Source organism: Streptomyces mauvecolor (assembly GCF_039532965.1).
Classification (GTDB): Bacteria; Actinomycetota; Actinomycetes; order Streptomycetales; family Streptomycetaceae; genus Streptomyces; species Streptomyces violascens.
Genome location: NZ_BAAASQ010000055.1, coordinates 35,420 through 51,367, shown reverse-complemented (window position 1 = coordinate 51,367; position 15,948 = coordinate 35,420). Strand labels below are relative to the sequence as shown.

Annotated in this window: 16 protein-coding genes; 11 read left to right on the top strand and 5 right to left on the bottom strand. The window is 71.3% G+C overall.

Annotated elements, in window-relative coordinates; translation table 11 throughout:
- Positions 1-5: 5 nt before the first annotated feature.
- A complete protein-coding gene (locus ABD346_RS37425) occupies positions 6-476 on the bottom strand; it encodes a peptidoglycan DD-metalloendopeptidase family protein (protein ID WP_344380780.1) in 471 nt (156 codons plus the stop codon).
- Between the two features lie 292 nt (positions 477-768).
- On the opposite strand from ABD346_RS37425, the gene rpsB reads away from it, so the two are divergent.
- The 10 genes from rpsB (at position 769) to ABD346_RS37375 (ending at position 12,100) form a co-directional block, all read left to right on the top strand.
- A complete protein-coding gene (gene rpsB / locus ABD346_RS37420) occupies positions 769-1,659 on the top strand; it encodes a 30S ribosomal protein S2 (protein ID WP_344380779.1) in 891 nt (296 codons plus the stop codon).
- A gap of 121 nt (positions 1,660-1,780) precedes the next feature.
- A complete protein-coding gene (gene tsf / locus ABD346_RS37415; RefSeq protein WP_344380778.1) occupies positions 1,781-2,617 on the top strand; it encodes a translation elongation factor Ts in 837 nt (278 codons plus the stop codon).
- 160 nt (positions 2,618-2,777) lie between these two features.
- Positions 2,778-3,566, top strand: a complete 789-nt coding sequence (gene pyrH / locus ABD346_RS37410) for a UMP kinase (RefSeq protein ID WP_189968195.1) — start codon at positions 2,778-2,780, stop codon at positions 3,564-3,566.
- Between the two features lie 123 nt (positions 3,567-3,689).
- The gene (gene frr / locus ABD346_RS37405) at positions 3,690-4,247 is read left to right on the top strand and encodes a ribosome recycling factor (RefSeq protein ID WP_120727660.1); all 558 of its coding nucleotides are present in this window, start codon (positions 3,690-3,692) and stop codon (positions 4,245-4,247) included.
- Positions 4,247-5,353 (top strand): phosphatidate cytidylyltransferase, encoded by a 1,107-nt coding sequence (locus ABD346_RS37400; protein WP_344380777.1) that lies wholly within the window; start codon positions 4,247-4,249, stop codon positions 5,351-5,353. Before frr ends, ABD346_RS37400 begins: the two co-directional genes overlap by 1 nt.
- Before the next feature lie 293 nt (positions 5,354-5,646).
- Complete coding sequence (gene rlmN / locus ABD346_RS37395; RefSeq protein ID WP_189968199.1) at positions 5,647-6,759, top strand: dual-specificity RNA methyltransferase RlmN; 1,113 nt, start codon at positions 5,647-5,649, stop codon at positions 6,757-6,759.
- 265 nt (positions 6,760-7,024) lie between these two features.
- A complete protein-coding gene (locus ABD346_RS37390; protein ID WP_344380776.1) occupies positions 7,025-8,125 on the top strand; it encodes a thiamine ABC transporter substrate-binding protein in 1,101 nt (366 codons plus the stop codon).
- 38 nt (positions 8,126-8,163) lie between these two features.
- Complete coding sequence (locus ABD346_RS37385) at positions 8,164-9,777, top strand: ABC transporter permease (protein ID WP_344380783.1); 1,614 nt, start codon at positions 8,164-8,166, stop codon at positions 9,775-9,777.
- Entirely contained in the window at positions 9,777-10,799 is a 1,023-nt protein-coding gene (locus ABD346_RS37380) for an ABC transporter ATP-binding protein (RefSeq protein ID WP_344380775.1), read from the top strand. Before ABD346_RS37385 ends, ABD346_RS37380 begins: the two co-directional genes overlap by 1 nt.
- Positions 10,800-10,972: 173 nt before the next feature.
- Positions 10,973-12,100: an LOG family protein gene (locus ABD346_RS37375; RefSeq protein WP_381227581.1), complete on the top strand. Its 1,128-nt coding sequence runs from the start codon at positions 10,973-10,975 to the stop codon at positions 12,098-12,100.
- Here ABD346_RS37375 and ABD346_RS37370 read toward each other — a convergent pair.
- Positions 12,097-12,549, bottom strand: coding sequence for an SRPBCC family protein (locus ABD346_RS37370; RefSeq protein WP_344380773.1), 453 nt, complete (start codon positions 12,547-12,549; stop codon positions 12,097-12,099). The genes ABD346_RS37375 and ABD346_RS37370 overlap by 4 nt on opposite strands.
- A complete protein-coding gene (locus ABD346_RS37365) occupies positions 12,542-12,889 on the bottom strand; it encodes an ArsR/SmtB family transcription factor (protein ID WP_344380772.1) in 348 nt (115 codons plus the stop codon). Before ABD346_RS37365 ends, ABD346_RS37370 begins: the two co-directional genes overlap by 8 nt.
- Positions 12,890-13,049: 160 nt before the next feature.
- Here ABD346_RS37365 and ABD346_RS37360 point away from each other — a divergent pair, with 160 nt between their 5' ends.
- Entirely contained in the window at positions 13,050-13,961 is a 912-nt protein-coding gene (locus ABD346_RS37360; protein ID WP_344380771.1) for a DMT family protein, read from the top strand.
- Positions 13,962-14,044: 83 nt separating this feature from the next.
- Here the strand turns inward: ABD346_RS37360 and ABD346_RS37355 are convergent, their stop codons facing one another.
- Entirely contained in the window at positions 14,045-15,202 is a 1,158-nt protein-coding gene (locus ABD346_RS37355) for a hypothetical protein (RefSeq protein ID WP_344380770.1), read from the bottom strand.
- Positions 15,184-15,921, bottom strand: a complete 738-nt coding sequence (locus tag ABD346_RS37350) for an ABC transporter ATP-binding protein (protein ID WP_344380769.1) — start codon at positions 15,919-15,921, stop codon at positions 15,184-15,186. Before ABD346_RS37350 ends, ABD346_RS37355 begins: the two co-directional genes overlap by 19 nt.
- Positions 15,922-15,948 lie beyond the last annotated feature (27 nt).

Below are 15,948 nucleotides of genomic sequence, written 5' to 3'. Positions count from 1 at the left end.
CCCCCTCACCCCGGCTCAGCCACCCCCACCACCGGCAACAGCCGCGAAGGCGTCCCCCGGTGCAGAAGCAGCAGCGGGTTCAGATAGAGGTCGCCCCTCAGCAGACCCCAGTGCAGGCAGCCCTCCGGGCAGTGCGAGGGGGTGTCCGCGGCGGTGGCGACCACCTGGCCGGCCGCCACCTCCGCGCCCTCACCCACCAGAGCCCGTACCGGCTCGTACGTCGTTCTGAGGGGTGGGGACGTCGTGCCCGGCAGGGTGATGGTCAGGACTCCCTGGCCTGCCACCTGGCCGGCGAAGGTGACCCGGCCCGCGGCGGCCGCGCGCACCGGGGTGCCCGGGGGTGCGGCCAGGTCGACGCCCCGGTGGCCGGGGCCGTAGGGCGTGGCGGGCGGGGCCCACGGATGGATGACAGCCGGCGGGATCACCGGCCAGGTTGCGGCGACGGTCAGGGCGGCCAGCAGGAATGCGCGGTACATGCGGATCAGGGTCCCGGGAGCGGTCGGTCCGGGGGGATCTTGACCGGTTGCTGTGGAGTACTCGCTGGTTGTGGACAGCGCCGTCACCCGGCACTGTGCGGGTCCCGTACACTTCTTGTGGCGATCCGGGTGACCGGATCGACTTCGCACGCCCCGCCGGCGGTCTCACCACCATCGCCGGCCGCGCCTCTCGGTCCTTACCCACGCAGGGTTCAGGGCACGGCGCACCGGGGCGTCAGGCGCGGCAGCCGACCGGCAGCCGCGGTAACCGAGTACCTCAAGGAGTACGGCCATGGCCGTCGTCACGATGCGGGAGCTGCTGGAGAGCGGCGTCCACTTCGGTCACCAGACCCGTCGTTGGAACCCGAAGATGAAGCGCTTCATCTTCACGGAGCGCAACGGCATCTACATCATCGACCTGCTCCAGTCGCTGTCGTACATCGACCGCGCCTACGAGTTCGTCAAGGAGACCGTCGCGCACGGCGGCTCCATCATGTTCGTCGGCACCAAGAAGCAGGCGCAGGAAGCGATCGCCGAGCAGGCGACGCGCGTGGGCATGCCCTACGTCAACCAGCGCTGGCTCGGCGGCATGCTGACCAACTTCTCCACCGTCTACAAGCGTCTGCAGCGCCTCAAGGAGCTCGAGCAGATCGACTTCGAGGACGTCGCGGCCTCGGGTCTCACCAAGAAGGAGCTCCTGGTCCTCTCGCGCGAGAAGGCCAAGCTGGAGAAGACCCTCGGTGGTATCCGCGAGATGTCGAAGGTTCCCAGCGCCGTCTGGATCGTCGACACCAAGAAGGAGCACATCGCCGTCGGTGAGGCGCGCAAGCTCCACATCCCGGTCGTCGCGATCCTCGACACGAACTGTGACCCCGACGAGGTCGACTACAAGATCCCGGGCAACGACGACGCGATCCGTTCCGTCACCCTGCTCACCCGCGTGATCGCCGACGCCGTCGCCGAGGGCCTCATCGCCCGCTCCGGCGCTGCGACCGGCGACTCGAAGCCGGGCGACAAGGCGGCCGGCGAGCCGCTCGCCGAGTGGGAGCGCGACCTGCTCGAGGGTGAGAAGAAGGCCGACGACGCCGAGGCCGAGAAGCCGGCCGAGGCTGCTGCCGAGACCGCTGAGGCCCCGGCCGCCGAGGCCACCGAGGCTCCGGCCGCGGACGCCGAGCAGGCCTGACCCTTTTCAGGGACCCACAGGTTCGGTAGTTGACGGGGGGGGCCACAAGCCCCCGCCGTCGACCCGTAGCCCCGCAGATCTTCGTAGATCTTTCTAGACTCCGAGAGAGAAACACAGACTCATGGCGAACTACACCGCCGCTGACGTCAAGAAGCTCCGTGAGCTCACCGGCGCCGGCATGATGGACTGCAAGAAGGCCCTCGACGAGGCCGACGGCAACGTCGACAAGGCCGTCGAGGCCCTGCGCATCAAGGGTCAGAAGGGCGTCGCCAAGCGCGAGGGCCGTTCTGCCGAGAACGGCGCCGTCGTCTCCCTCATCTCCGAGGACAAGACCTCCGGCGTCCTCGTCGAGCTGAAGTGCGAGACGGACTTCGTCGCCAAGGGTGACAAGTTCCAGGCCGTCGCCGCCAAGCTGGCCGAGCACGTCGCCGCCACCTCCCCGGCCGACATCGCCGCGCTGCTCGCCTCCGAGATCGAGGCCGGCAAGACCGTCCAGGCGTTCGTCGACGAGGCCAACGCCAACCTCGGCGAGAAGATCGTCCTGGACCGCTTCGCGCAGTTCACGGGCGGTTACGTGGCCGCGTACATGCACCGCACGATGCCCGACCTGCCGCCGCAGATCGGTGTCCTCGTCGAGTTCGACCAGGAGAACGCCGAGGTCGCCAAGGGCGTCGCTCAGCACATCGCCGCCTTCGCGCCGAAGTACCTCACCCGTGAGGACGTTCCGGCCGAGGTCGTCGAGACCGAGCGTCGTGTCGCCGAGGAGACCACCCGCGCCGAGGGCAAGCCCGAGGCCGCGCTCCCGAAGATCGTCGAGGGTCGCGTCAACGGCTTCTTCAAGGACGCCACGCTGCTGGGCCAGCCGTACGCGCTGGACAACAAGAAGTCCGTCGAGCAGGTTCTGAAGGAGGCCGGTGTCACCCTGAAGCGCTTCTCGCGCATCAAGGTCGGCATCTGAGTCTGTTCAGCGTTCGACACTAGACCCCGCTAGGGTCTGAGGCAGTCGTCGGCCGCACACGCGACGGACGACCGCAGATCTGACGAGGAGGCCATTGCCGCTAGGGACCACGAGTACCCACCGGCAATGGCCTTCTTCGTATGTGCACGAGGAGATCCCCATGAATCAGGGCGCGGACGCCGCCAAGGCCGATCACTCGGCCGACCACAAGCGCGATGACGGCAAGGTGGCCGGGCGCTTCATGCTGAAGCTTTCCGGTGAGGCGTTCGCCGGCGGTGGGGGGCTCGGTGTCGACCCCGACGTCGTGCACAACATCGCCCGCGAGATCGCCGCAGTCGTCAGGGACGGCGCACAGATCGCCGTCGTCATCGGCGGAGGCAACTTCTTCCGGGGCGCCGAGCTCCAGCAGCGCGGCATGGACCGGGCCCGCTCCGACTACATGGGCATGCTCGGTACGGTCATGAACTGCCTCGCCCTCCAGGACTTCCTGGAGAAGGAGGGCATCGACTCGCGCGTCCAGACCGCCATCACGATGGGCCAGGTCGCCGAGCCGTACATCCCGCTGCGAGCCGTACGCCACCTGGAGAAGGGCCGCGTCGTCATCTTCGGCGCGGGCATGGGCATGCCGTACTTCTCCACCGACACCACCGCCGCCCAGCGCGCCCTGGAGATCGACGCCGAGGCCATGCTGATGGGCAAGAACGGGGTGGACGGCGTCTACGACTCCGACCCCCGCATCAACCCCGACGCGGTGAAGTTCGACGCGCTGGAGTACGGCGAGGTCATCACCCGGGACCTGAAGGTCGCCGACATGACCGCGATCACCCTGTGCCGCGACAACAACCTCCCGATCCTCGTCTTCGAGCTCCTGACGGCGGGCAACATCGCGCGCGCCGTCAAGGGTGAGAAGATCGGCACTCTCGTGAGCGACCAGGGCACCCGGGCCTGACCGGGGGATGGACAATCCCCTGCCGGTCGGACACCGTGCAGGGAAAGACGCTGGTTATCCAGGGCCCGAGGCTCAGGTCGCACTGAGAACTCCCGGCCCACCCAAGACATGCAGGAGCAAGTGGTGATCGAAGAAACCCTCCTCGAGGCCGAGGAGAAGATGGAGAAGGCCGTCGTGGTCGCCAAGGAGGACTTCGCCGCGATTCGCACCGGGCGTGCGCACCCGGCGATGTTCAACAAGATCGTGGCCGACTACTACGGTGCGCTGACGCCGATCAACCAGCTCGCCTCGTTCTCCGTCCCGGAGCCGCGCATGGCGGTCGTGACCCCGTTCGACAAGAGCGCGCTGCGCAACATCGAGCAGGCCATCCGCGACTCGGACCTCGGCGTCAACCCGAGCAACGACGGCAGCATCATCCGCGTGAACTTCCCGGAGCTGACCGAGGAGCGCCGCAAGGACTACATCAAGGTCGCGCGCACCAAGGCCGAGGACTCCAAGGTGTCGATCCGCGCCGTGCGCCGCAAGGCCAAGGACGCCCTCGACAAGCTCGTCAAGGACAAGGAGTCCGGCGAGGACGAGGTCCGCCGCGCGGAGAAGGAGCTCGACGACACCACCGCCAAGTACGTGGCGCAGGTCGACGAGCTGCTCAAGCACAAGGAAGCCGAGCTCCTCGAGGTCTGATGAACGACTCTTCCTGGGGGGCTCCGCCGAGCCCCGAATACTGGGGAACCCCCGAGGGGCCTTCCCAGGGGGCGTTCCCGGCGGGGCCTGCATACGATGCGTATGACGCCCCGCCCGTGTCGAGGACGCAGCAGATGCCCGTCCTGCCCGACGCGGGCAGCGGCGCCGAAGACCGCGAACGTGACCTGGGGGCCGCTCTGCCGGGCGGCCCTGACTTCCGCGACGAGACGCCGCAGGAGCCCATGGCAAGCCCTCCGCCCGTGCCCCCCGTGCCTGCCCAGCCGGAGAAGAAGAAGGCGGGCCGCGATCTGCGGGCCGCGATAGGGGTCGGCGTGGGGCTCGGCGTGGTCATCCTCGCGTCGCTCTTCATCGTGAAGGCCGTCTTCGTGGGGGTCATCGCGGTCGCGGTGGTCGTCGGGCTGTGGGAGCTGACCAGCCGCCTCGAGGAACGCAAGCAGATCAAGGCGCCGCTGGTGCCGCTCGCGGTCGGCGGCGCGGCGATGGTCGTCGCCGGGTACGTCAGCGGTGCCGAGGGCGCCTGGGTCGCGATGGCCCTGACCTCGCTCGCGGTGCTCGTGTGGCGGATGACGGAGCCGCCCGAGAACTATCTGCGGGACGTCACGGCGGGTGTCTTCGCGGCGTTCTACGTGCCGTTCCTCGCCACGTTCGTCGCGATGCTGCTCACCGCGGACGACGGGCCGTGGCGGGTCTTCGTCTTCCTGCTGCTGACCGTGGTCAGCGACACGGGCGCGTACGCCGTCGGCTGGCGCTTCGGCAAGCACAAGCTGGCGCCGCGCATCAGCCCCGGAAAGACCCGCGAGGGCCTGTTCGGCGCGGTGTCGTTCGCGATGGTGGCGGGCGCGCTGTGCATGCAGTTCCTCATCGACGACGGCACGTGGTGGCAGGGCCTGCTGCTCGGCCTCGCCGTCGCGTGCAGCGCCACGCTCGGCGACCTCGGCGAGTCGATGATCAAGCGGGACCTCGGCATCAAGGACATGGGAACGCTGCTCCCGGGCCATGGCGGCATCATGGACCGGCTGGACTCCCTGCTGCCCACCGCGCCGGTGGTGTGGTTGCTGCTGGTGTTGTTCGTGGGCTCCGGCTGACAGAGGCCACGGCGCCACGCGGCGTCAGCCGCACATCGTCACGGCATGGACCGGCTGGACTCCCTGCTGCCGACGGCTCCGGTGGTGTGGTTGCTGCTCGCGGTGTTCGTCGGCACGGGCTGACCGGGCGCCGGTTACCCTTGAAGGGCGCGTCGCTCGCGAGCGACGCGCCCTTTTCGGCCCCCGGTCTTCGGGGGTGATCCTGTGAGGTCTCCTGGCTTCGGCTCCGTATCGTCGCCTGCTCCGCGTCAGCGGAGGTCGCCCGGCCTCGTCGTACTGAGGAGATACCGCTCATGGCACGCCCCGTCCCGGGAGAACTCACCTTCGTCGCCCCCCGCGGAGCCAAGAAGCCCCCGCGGCACCTCGCCGACCTCTCGCCCGCCGAGCGCAAGGAAGCCGTCGCCGCCATCGGCGAGAAGCCGTTCCGCGCCAAGCAGCTCTCGCAGCACTACTTCGCGCGGTACGCCCACGACCCGGCGGAGTGGACCGACATCCCGCTCGCCGCGCGCGGCCGGCTCCAGGAGGAGCTGCTTCCCGACCTGATGTCGGTCGTCCGCCACATCTCCTGCGACGACGACACGACCCGCAAGACGCTGTGGAAGCTGCACGACGGGACGCTCGTCGAGTCCGTCCTGATGCGCTACCCGGACCGGGTGACGATGTGCATCTCCTCGCAGGCCGGCTGCGGCATGAACTGCCCGTTCTGCGCCACCGGCCAGGCGGGCCTGGACCGCAACCTGTCGACCGCCGAGATCGTGCACCAGATCGTCGACGGCATGCGGGCGCTGCGCGACGGCGAGGTCCCGGGGGGACCTGCCCGGCTGTCCAACATCGTCTTCATGGGCATGGGCGAGCCGCTCGCCAACTACAAGCGCGTGGTCGGCGCGATCCGCCGGCTCACCGACCCCGAGCCGGACGGCCTGGGCCTGTCCCAGCGCGGCATCACCGTCTCCACCGTGGGCCTGGTGCCCGCCATGCACCGCTTCGCCGACGAGGGCTTCAAGTGCCGTCTCGCGGTGAGCCTGCACGCCCCCGACGACGAGCTCCGCGACACCCTCGTCCCGGTCAACACCCGGTGGAAGGTCCGCGAGGTCCTCGACGCCGCGTGGGAGTACGCCGAGAAGTCCGGGCGCCGCATCTCCATCGAGTACGCCCTGATCCGCGACATCAACGACCAGGCGTGGCGTGGCGACCTGCTCGGCCGGCTCCTCAAGGGCAAGCGGGTGCACGTCAACCTCATCCCGCTGAACCCCACGCCGGGATCCAAGTGGACGGCCTCGCGGCCCGAGGACGAGAAGGCGTTCGTCGAGGCCATCGCGGCCCACGGCGTGCCCGTGACCGTCCGCGACACCCGCGGCCAGGAGATCGACGGAGCCTGCGGCCAGCTCGCCGCGTCCGAGCGGTAGTCCACAGGGCAAAACGGCCGGGGCCCTGTCAGAGGCCCCGTGTAACCTGGCTGGAAACATCTGCATATTCCGACAGGGGAGCGCCACAGCGCTGAGAGTGCGGTACCCGCAAGGGACACGGACCGCAGACCCTCTGAACCTTGCCCCGGTCATTCGGGGTAGGAAGTTCGGCGATTACTCAAGCTGTTGCGCCCTGCCCGCACGACCTGGCGTCGTGCGGGCAGGGCCGCGTCTCTTCCTGGTCATCTCCAGGAGGAATGAAGAAATGCCCAGTACCAAGAGGCTCGCGGCCGGCGCGATCGCCGCCGCCCTCGGCGTCACCACCCTCGCGGCCTGCGGCGGTTCGGACGGCAAGAAGGCGTCCGGCGAGGTCGGCGGATCCGGCAGCAAGACCGTGACGCTGGTCAGCCACGACTCGTTCAACGCCTCCGACCCGGTGCTCAAGGCGTTCACCGCGCAGACCGGCTACACCGTCAAGGTCCTCAAGAGCGGGGACGCCGGGGCCGCGCTCAACCAGGAGATCCTCACCAAGGGCTCCCCGCGCGGCGACGTGTTCTTCGGCGTCGACAACACGCTGCTCTCGCGCGCCCTCGACAACGGCATCTTCACCCCGTACGAGGCCAAGGGCCTGGACCGGGTGCCCGCCGACGTCCAGCTCGACAAGGACAAGCACCGGGTCACGCCCGTCGACACCGGCGACATCTGCGTCAACTACGACAAGAAGTACTTCGCGGACAAGAAGCTCGCCCCGCCGCAGAGCTTCGACGACCTGATCAAGCCCGAGTACAAGGACCTCCTCGTCACCGAGAACGTGGCGACGTCCTCGCCCGGGCTCGGCTTCCTGCTCGGCTCGGTCGCCACGTACGGGGACACGGGCTGGCAGGACTACTGGAAGAAGCTGAAGGCCAACGGCGTCAAGGTCGTCGACGGCTGGGAGCAGGCCTACAACACGGACTTCTCCGGCTCGGCCGGCGGCAAGAAGGCCAAGGGCGACCGTCCGCTCGTCGTCTCCTACGCCTCCAGCCCGCCCGCCGAGGTGATCTACGCCGACCCGAAGCCCACCGAGGCGCCCACCGGCGTCGCCACCGGCACCTGCTTCCGCCAGACCGAGTTCGCGGGCCTGCTCAAGGGCGCCAAGAACGAGGCCGGCGGCAAGGCGCTCCTGGACTTCCTGATCTCCAAGAAGTTCCAGGAGGACATGCCGCTCCAGATGTTCGTGGACCCGGTCGCCAAGGACGCGGCGGTCCCGCCGGAGTTCACCAAGTTCGGCGCGAAGATCACGAACTCGGCGACCGTCGCCCCCGACAAGATCGCCAAGAACCGTGACCAGTGGGTCAAGACGTGGTCCTCGCTCGTCCTGAAGTAGGCCCGAAACTGCGGCGGAACGCGGTGCGGCTGGGCCTGATGGCCCTGCCCGCCGTGTTCTTCGCCGTGTTCTTCGCCTGGCCCGTGGCCGCCATCGTCGGCCGCGGGCTCAAGACGGACGGCGCCTGGCAGTTCGGCCGGATCGGCGAGGTCCTCAGGGACCCGGACATCGGGCACGTCCTGTGGTTCACGACCTGGCAGGCGCTCGCCTCCACCGCGCTCACCCTGCTGATCGCGCTGCCCGGCGCGTACGTCTTCGCGCGCCTCGACTTCCCCGGCAAACAGCTCCTGCGGGCCGTCGTCACCGTGCCCTTCGTGCTGCCGACCGTCGTCGTGGGCACCGCGTTCCTGGCGCTGCTCGGCCGCGGCGGGCTGCTCGACCAGCTGTGGGGGGTGCGCCTGGACACCACCGTGTGGGCGATCCTGCTCGCGCACGTCTTCTTCAACTACGCGGTGGTCGTACGCACCGTCGGCGGCCTGTGGTCGCAGCTCGACCCCCGCCAGGAGGAGGCCGCCCGGGTCCTCGGCGCCTCCCGGTTCGCGGCCTGGCGCAAGGTGACGCTGCCCGCGCTCGGCCCCGCGGTCGCCGCTGCGGCCCTCATGGTCTTCCTCTTCACCTTCACCTCGTTCGGCGTCGTCCAGATCCTCGGCGGCCCCACCTTCTCCACTCTCGAAGTGGAGATCTACCGGCAGACCGCCGAACTCCTCGACCTGCCGACCGCGGCCGTCCTGACGATGGTGCAGTTCGTGGCGGTCGGCGCGATCCTCGCCGTGCACGCCCGTACGGTGCGCCGCCGCGAGACCGCGCTCAAACTGGTCGACCCCGCCCAGACCGCACGGCGCCCGCGCGGCGCCGGCCAGTGGACGCTGCTCGCATCCGTCCTCGCCGTCGTAGCACTGCTGATCCTCCTCCCCGTCGGCGTGCTGATCGAGCGCTCCCTGGACACACCCGACGGCTACGGCCTCGGCTACTACCGGGCGCTCCAGGCCGCCGGGGACAACGGCAGCTTCCTCGTGCCGCCCATCGAGGCGATCGGGAACTCGCTCCAGTACGCCCTCGCCGCAACCGCCATCGCGCTCCTCGTCGGCGGGCTCGCGGCCGCTGCCCTGACCCGGCGCGGCAGCGGCCGCCTGGTCCGGAGCTTCGACGCCCTCCTGATGCTGCCGCTCGGAGTGTCCGCCGTGACCGTCGGCTTCGGGTTCCTGATCACCCTCGACGAGCCGCCGCTCGACCTCAGGACCTCCTGGATCCTGGTCCCGCTCGCGCAGGCGCTGGTGGGCACCCCCTTCGTCGTACGGATCATGCTGCCGGTGCTGCGTGCGGTGGACGGGCGGCTGCGCGAGGCGGCGGCCGTGCTCGGGGCGTCCCCGCTGCGGGCCTGGCGCGAGGTGGATCTGCCGCTGGTGCGGCGGGCGCTCCTGGTCGCGGCGGGCTTCGCGTTCGCGGTCTCGCTCGGAGAGTTCGGGGCGACCGTGTTCATCGCCCGGCCCGACCATCCGACGCTGCCCGTCGCCGTGGCCCGCCTCCTCGGCCGGGCCGGCGACCTCAACTACGGCCAGGCGATGGCCCTCAGCACGATTCTGATGGTGGTGTGCGCGGTGTCGCTGCTCGTCCTGGAACGCATCCGGACCGACCGGAGCGGGGAGTTCTGATGCTGAAGCTCGACGGTGTGACCGTACGGTTCGGACAGCGGGCCGCGCTCGACGCGGTCGACCTGGAGGTCGCCGACCACGAGACGGTGTGCGTGCTCGGGCCGAGCGGCAGCGGAAAATCGACGCTGCTGCGGGTGGTGGCCGGGCTCCAACCCCTCGACAGCGGGCGGGTGCTGCTGGGCGGCGCCGACCAGGCCGGGGTGCCCGTGCACAAGCGCGGCCTCGGCCTGATGTTCCAGGACCACCAGCTCTTCCCGCAGCGCGATGTCGCCGGGAACGTGGCGTTCGGGCTGCGCATGCGGGGGGCCTCGCGGGCCGAACAGGCAGGCAGGGTGACCGAGTTGCTCGACCTGGTCGGGCTGCCGGGCGCGGGCAGGCGGGCCGTCGCGGCCCTGTCCGGCGGCGAACAGCAGCGCGTCGCGCTCGCGAGAGCGCTGGCGCCGTCCCCCCGCCTCCTGATGCTGGACGAGCCGCTGGGCCAGCTGGACCGTACGCTGCGCGAGCGCCTGGTGCTGGAACTCCGTTCCTTGTTCGCCCAGTTGGGCACGACCGTCCTGGCCGTCACGCACGACCAGGGCGAGGCGTTCGCGCTGGCCGACCGGGTCGTGGTGATGCGGGACGGCCGCATCGCGCAGACCGGCACGCCGCTGGAGGTCTGGCAGCACCCGGCCTCCGAATTCGTGGCCCGCTTCCTGGGCTTCGAGAACGTGGTCCCGGCGACGGTGTCGGGGGAGGTCGCGGACACGGCCTGGGGAAAGGTCCCGGTCCCGGCCGGCTCGCCCCAGGGCCCGGTACGGGTCCTGGTCCGCCCGGCCGGCGTCCGGCTCGTGGGGGAGCGGGACGGGGTGCCGTGCGAGGTGGTGGGGCGGACGTTCCGGGGCAACCATGTGGCGCTCCGGCTGCGGCCGGGCGGGGGGCCGTTGCTGGAGGCGGAGTGCGGGTTGGAGGGGGCGCCGGCGGTGGGGGCGGCGGTGGGGGTCGCCTTCGGGGCGGGGGGAGTGGTGGTGCTGGGGGAGGAGTAGGGGGTTTCTTCCCCGCCCCGCCCCGCTGTGCAGCGGCACTGTCAGGGGCGCGGGGAACTGCGCGGGCAAGCACGCACAGCGCGAGGTCGAAGGCGGGGTTGAGGGGCGCGGCGAACCGCGTGCACAGCCGCGCGCGGGCCGCGGTTGAAGGGGGCGTGCGGGCAGCGCCTAGCATGGGCGGCGTGGCCGACCAAGAAGCCGGGTTTCCCGCAGGGAGCGACACCGAGATCGAATCGCTCGCCGAGTTCGACGCGGCGGCGGCGCACGCCACGCTGGCCGGGTTCAGGGTGCAGTCGGTGGACCTGACGACCCGCACGCCCGTGCTGCTGCGCACCGACACCGCCGGCGCCGTATTCCTCGGCTGCGCCATGGAGCCGGACGCGGCCGCCAAGGTCAGGGCCGACGGCGCCCTCGTCTTCCCGCCCGTCCCGCACCTGCCCTTCGACCCTTACCGAGGCACGCTCTACTCCCCCGCCGAGCTCTTCGAAGGGCTCGGCGCGGGCTACGAGCGGACCCCGGACGCGCTCTCGTACGCCTGGTTCCAGCGGACCAAGGCGGACGGCGACATCTTCTCCTCGATGCTGCGCTCCATCCACGACGACGCGATCTCCGACGCCCTGGACGAGCTGCTCGTCGGGGCACGGGTGGTGGGCGTGATGGGCGGCCATGCGATGGGCCGCGGCACGGCCGAGTACGAGGGTGCGGCGGTGCTCGGGCGCACGCTGGCCCGCGCCGGGTTCACCGTGGCGACGGGCGGCGGCCCGGGCGCGATGGAGGCCGCGAACCTGGGCGCGTACGCGGCGCCCTTCGAGGACGCGATGCTGGGCTCGGCCCTCGAACTCCTCGCCGAGGAGCCGTCGTTCAGGCCGTCCGTGTCGGCATGGGCGCGCGCCGCCTTCGAGGTCCGTGCGAAGTGGCCGCGCGGCGGCGCCTCCGTGGGCATCCCGACCTGGTTCTACGGCCACGAGCCGCCGAACGCCTTCGCGGGCGCGATCGCCAAGTACTTCGCCAACGCCACCCGCGAGGACGGCCTGCTCGCCCGCTCCAACGCTGGGGTCGTCTTCCTGCCGGGCGCGGCCGGCACCGTACAGGAGATCTTCGACAACGCGACGCCGAACTACTACGAGTCGCGGGGCACCCCGACGCCGATGGTCCTGGTCGACCGTGCGCACTGGACCGAGCGCCTGCCCACCTGGCCGCTGCTCGAAGCGCTGGCCGAGGACCGGCCGATGGCGGGCCGGATCGCCCTGGTCGACTCGGTGTCCGAGGCCCCCGAGGCGCTGGCCCGCATGTCCCGCTAGCGCTCGGCGAGGTGGCCGGCGAGGGTGTCGAAGAAGTGTGCCCAGCCGCCCTTGGCCTGCTCGTACTGCTCGGCCGTGAGGTTGCCGCCGCGCTGGGTGAAGACCATCTCGGTCTTGTCGCCGTGGTCGGCGAAGGTGACGGTGACGATCTCGCCCTCGATACCGGCGGGCGCGGACGCGTCCTTGAGCGTGAAGACGAGCCGCTCCGGTTCGACGACCTCCTTGTAGACGCCGCCGAACGGCATCTCGCCGTGGCCGGGGACGAGCATGACGAGACTCCAGGCACCGCCGGGGCGCACGTCCAGGGAGATCCGGTCGAGCGGGATCTCGGCCGCGCCGCCGTACCAGGCGGCGAAGTGCTCGGGGGTGGTCCAGGCCCGGAAGACCAGGGCGCGGGGCGCGTCGAAGACGCGGGTGATCTCGATGCCGTCGCTCACGTTCTCACTCATCGTTCCTCTGTCCTTTCTGGAGCTCCCGCAGGTGTTCCGCGAGAGCGTCGAAGCTGCCTTCCCAGAACCGCCGGTAGCGCTCCAGCCAGTCGGTGGCGTCCGCGAGGGGCGCCGCATCGAGTCGGCAGGGCCGCCACTGGGCGGAGCGGCCGCGGGTGATCAGACCGGCCTTTTCCAGCACCTTCAGGTGCCGGGAGACGGCCGGGAGGCTCATCTCGAACGGCTCGGCGAGCTCGCCGACCGTGGCCTCCCCCTCCGCGAGCCGGGCGAGGATCGCGCGGCGCGTGGGGTCGGCCAGGGCGGCGAAGACGACGCTGAGCCGGTCGGTCGCATCCGCCATGCTGCTTAACCACCTCGTTAATTAACCAGTGCGTTAAATATAGCACCGGAGGTGGGCGGTGCAAGAGGTTCGCCTCCCCAGGCAACTCTCAAGGGGCGGTAAACGTCTGGTAAAGCGGAGTGGGGCGAACGGGTTGCCCCCGCCAGGAACGGAGTCACTCGTGCTGCTCGGTCTGCTGACCGCCATCGCCGCCTCGGTCTGTTACGGCACGGGCTCGGTCCTGCAAGCCGTCGGGTCCCGCAAGTCCGCCCGCCGCGACGCTGCCGCGAGCGACCGGACGCAGCACGGCGGACCCAGCCTCTCCTCCACCGCGAAGGCGGCGACGACCTGGGAGTTCATAGTCGGGACCATTCTCGACTTCGTCGGGTTCGGCCTCGGCGCGCTGGCGGCCCGTCTGCTCCCCCTCTTCCTCTCCCAGACGGTGATCAGCGCGAACCTGGTCATCACGGCGGTCCTCAGCGTGAAGCTCCTGGGCATCCGCCTGAGCCGCGCGGAGTGGACGTCGATCGGCGTGGTCTGCTCGGCCCTGGTCCTGCTCGCGACGGCGGCGGGCCACGAGGGCAGCGGGCACACGGAGATGTCGACACACTGGTGGCTCCTGGCAGTTGCCCTGGTGCTGATGGCCGGAGGCACGGTGGTGGTACGTCTTCTGGGCGCCCGGGCCGCGATCCTGGCGGGCCTCCTGTCCGGCCTGGGCTTCGGTGCGCTCGGCGTCGGCGTCCGCGTCCTGAACGGCATCGACCCCTTCGACGCCGGCGCCCTCCTCGGCGACCCGGCGCTGTACGCGATCCTCGTGGCCGGTGTCGGCGGCATGTACCTGCACACGGTGGCCCTGCAGATCGGCTCGGTGAACGGGGCGACGGCGGCGCTGGTGGTCGGCGAGACGGTGCTGCCGGGGGCGATCGGGGTGCTGTGGCTGGGGGACGCGTCCCGGGCGGGCCTGGCGTGGATGGCCGTCCTGGGGTTTGTCCTGGCGGTGGCCGGGGCGGTGGCGGTGGCGTGGTTCGGCTCGCCGGACGCGCACGGGGTGGAGGGCCCCGCCCCGGCGAAGGAGCTCACGCCGGTGGGGTGAGGGGGCGTCGGGGGTGCGGGCCCCGGGGGCCGTGAGGCTCTGGGTGTGTGAGGTTCGGCGGAGCCCCGGCGGTGTCCGTCCCGCTACCGCAGCGGCAGGGCCGCCAGCTCGGCGATGGCCACCGTCAGCGGGGTGAAGACCACCAGCAGGGCCAGGGCCCGCAACGACGCGGCGGCCCGGAGCAGCGCCGCAGGGGTGCCGAGCTCCACGAGCGCCTGGGTCGTCTCGGCGCGGGCGTGGCGGGATTCCAGCGCCGCGGTCAGCAGCGTGGCCACCGGGCAGCTGATCACCAGGGCCGCGCCGAGCCCGGTCAGCGGGCCGAAGGGGTGCGGCCCGGCCCGGTACCCGTACAGCGTGGCCGCCGCGATCCCCCCGGAGGCCACCGCGCACACCACCCCCAGCGGCCGCCCGATGCGACGGGCCTCCGCCATCAGGACCCGGCCCGCGAGGAGGCGGGCCGCACCCGGGCGGGCCAGCTGGAGCAGCCGCCCGCTGAAGTGGGCCAGCGCCGGACCCGCCAGCGCGAGGCCGATCGCGGTCAGCGCCCAGCCGCCGAGCACCCCGGCCGGGCTGCCCTCCGGGTGACCCGGCATCGGGAGCGCGGAACCCGGCCGGCCCCGGTTCACGTACGTCTGGAACGCGAGGCCCGCCGCGACGAGCGCGAAGCCCCACGGCAGCCCGCTCGGCGCCGGCACGGGCTCCTCGGGGTGCACCGGGTCGCTCACGTCGCCGGGGCGCAGGGTGCGCGGGCGCAGTGCGAGGCCGGCCGCCACCGACGCGGTGACCGGCAGGATGGCGAGCAGGGTCAGGGCGCCCGCCAGCGGCATCGGCTGGTCCGCGGCGAGCAGCCCGGCGGCCTCCCCGTCGAAGGGGAGCCCGGTGATGTCGCCGCGCAGGTGGAGGTAGACCAGGAGCGCCACCGCCGAGCCCAGCGTGCACGACACCGCCGTGGACACCGCCGCGATCGCGGCGAGCCGGGCCGGGCCCAGGCCCACCGCCGAGAGCCCCGCGCGCGGCCGGGTGCTCGGGTCGGTGCGGGCGACCGCGACCGCGAAGTGCGCCGTGGCCGCCAGCGGAACCGCGCACCACAGCAGCCGCAGCACCGAGGCGCCGGGATGGCCGACCGCGTACCCGAGCGTGCACAGCAGGAGGAAGCCGACCCCGGCGGACGCGGCGGACACCAGCAGACGGCGCAGCAGGACCAGGGGATGGGTGCCGCGGGCTAGACGGAGAGCGAGCACGCCGCGACACCCTCCGCATCCGAAGTGCCTTTGTTTCCAATGGAGTTGACCCGGCAGCCGTCGATGAGGACCACCGTGCGGTCGGCGAGCCCCGCGACGTCGGTGTCGTGGGTGGCGAGGACCGTGGTGATCCGGTGTGAGCGGGCCGCGGTGAGCAGGGTGCGCAACACCTGCGCCCGGTCGGTGCGGTGCAGGGTCGCGGTCGGCTCGTCGGCGAACAGCACGGCGGGCTCGGTGACCAGGGCGCGGGCGATCACCACGCGCTGGCGCTGTGCCTGGAGCAGGGCGTGCGGGCGTTTCTTGGCGCACATGTCGATGTCGAGCCGCTCCAGCCACTCCAGGGCGGCCTTCTTCGCGGCGCGGTGCCCGATGCCGCGCAACAGCAGGGGCAGGGCCGCGTTCTCCCACGCGTTCAGCTCGGGCACCAGGGCGGGCTCCGGGTCGATCCAGCCGAACCGGTCGCGCCGCAGCTGCTCGCGGGCGACGGCGCCCAGGGTGTGCACCGGCCCGCTGTTGAACCACACCTCGCCCTCGTTCGGCACGAGGGAGCCCGACAGACAGCGCAGCAGGGTCGTCTTGCCGCTGCCGCGCGGGCCGCCGATGGCCAGGATCTCGCCCTCGCGGACCCCGACGCTGACGCCGGTCAGGGCGGGCGAGCCGCCGTGGGAATGGTGCAGGGAACGCGCCCACAACACGTCGTTGTCCGGCGGAGCCACCATGGTGCATACCTCGGTTCAGATCAGAAT

What these genes read in the sequence shown, in the direction of transcription:
- ABD346_RS37375 (WP_381227581.1), top strand. Translation starts at nt 10,973, where the DNA reads ATGGGCGGCGTGGCCGACCAAGAAGCCGGGTTTCCCGCAGGGAGCGAC.
- ABD346_RS37350 (WP_344380769.1), bottom strand. Translation starts at nt 15,921, where the DNA reads ATGGTGGCTCCGCCGGACAACGACGTGTTGTGGGCGCGTTCCCTGCAC.
- ABD346_RS37380 (WP_344380775.1), top strand. Translation starts at nt 9,777, where the DNA reads ATGCTGAAGCTCGACGGTGTGACCGTACGGTTCGGACAGCGGGCCGCG.
- ABD346_RS37365 (WP_344380772.1), bottom strand. Translation starts at nt 12,889, where the DNA reads ATGGCGGATGCGACCGACCGGCTCAGCGTCGTCTTCGCCGCCCTGGCC.
- ABD346_RS37425 (WP_344380780.1), bottom strand. Translation starts at nt 476, where the DNA reads ATGTACCGCGCATTCCTGCTGGCCGCCCTGACCGTCGCCGCAACCTGG.
- ABD346_RS37400 (WP_344380777.1), top strand. Translation starts at nt 4,247, where the DNA reads ATGAACGACTCTTCCTGGGGGGCTCCGCCGAGCCCCGAATACTGGGGA.
- rpsB (WP_344380779.1), top strand. Translation starts at nt 769, where the DNA reads ATGGCCGTCGTCACGATGCGGGAGCTGCTGGAGAGCGGCGTCCACTTC.
- rlmN (WP_189968199.1), top strand. Translation starts at nt 5,647, where the DNA reads ATGGCACGCCCCGTCCCGGGAGAACTCACCTTCGTCGCCCCCCGCGGA.
- ABD346_RS37370 (WP_344380773.1), bottom strand. Translation starts at nt 12,549, where the DNA reads ATGAGTGAGAACGTGAGCGACGGCATCGAGATCACCCGCGTCTTCGAC.
- tsf (WP_344380778.1), top strand. Translation starts at nt 1,781, where the DNA reads ATGGCGAACTACACCGCCGCTGACGTCAAGAAGCTCCGTGAGCTCACC.
- ABD346_RS37390 (WP_344380776.1), top strand. Translation starts at nt 7,025, where the DNA reads ATGCCCAGTACCAAGAGGCTCGCGGCCGGCGCGATCGCCGCCGCCCTC.
- pyrH (WP_189968195.1), top strand. Translation starts at nt 2,778, where the DNA reads ATGAATCAGGGCGCGGACGCCGCCAAGGCCGATCACTCGGCCGACCAC.
- ABD346_RS37385 (WP_344380783.1), top strand. Translation starts at nt 8,164, where the DNA reads ATGGCCCTGCCCGCCGTGTTCTTCGCCGTGTTCTTCGCCTGGCCCGTG.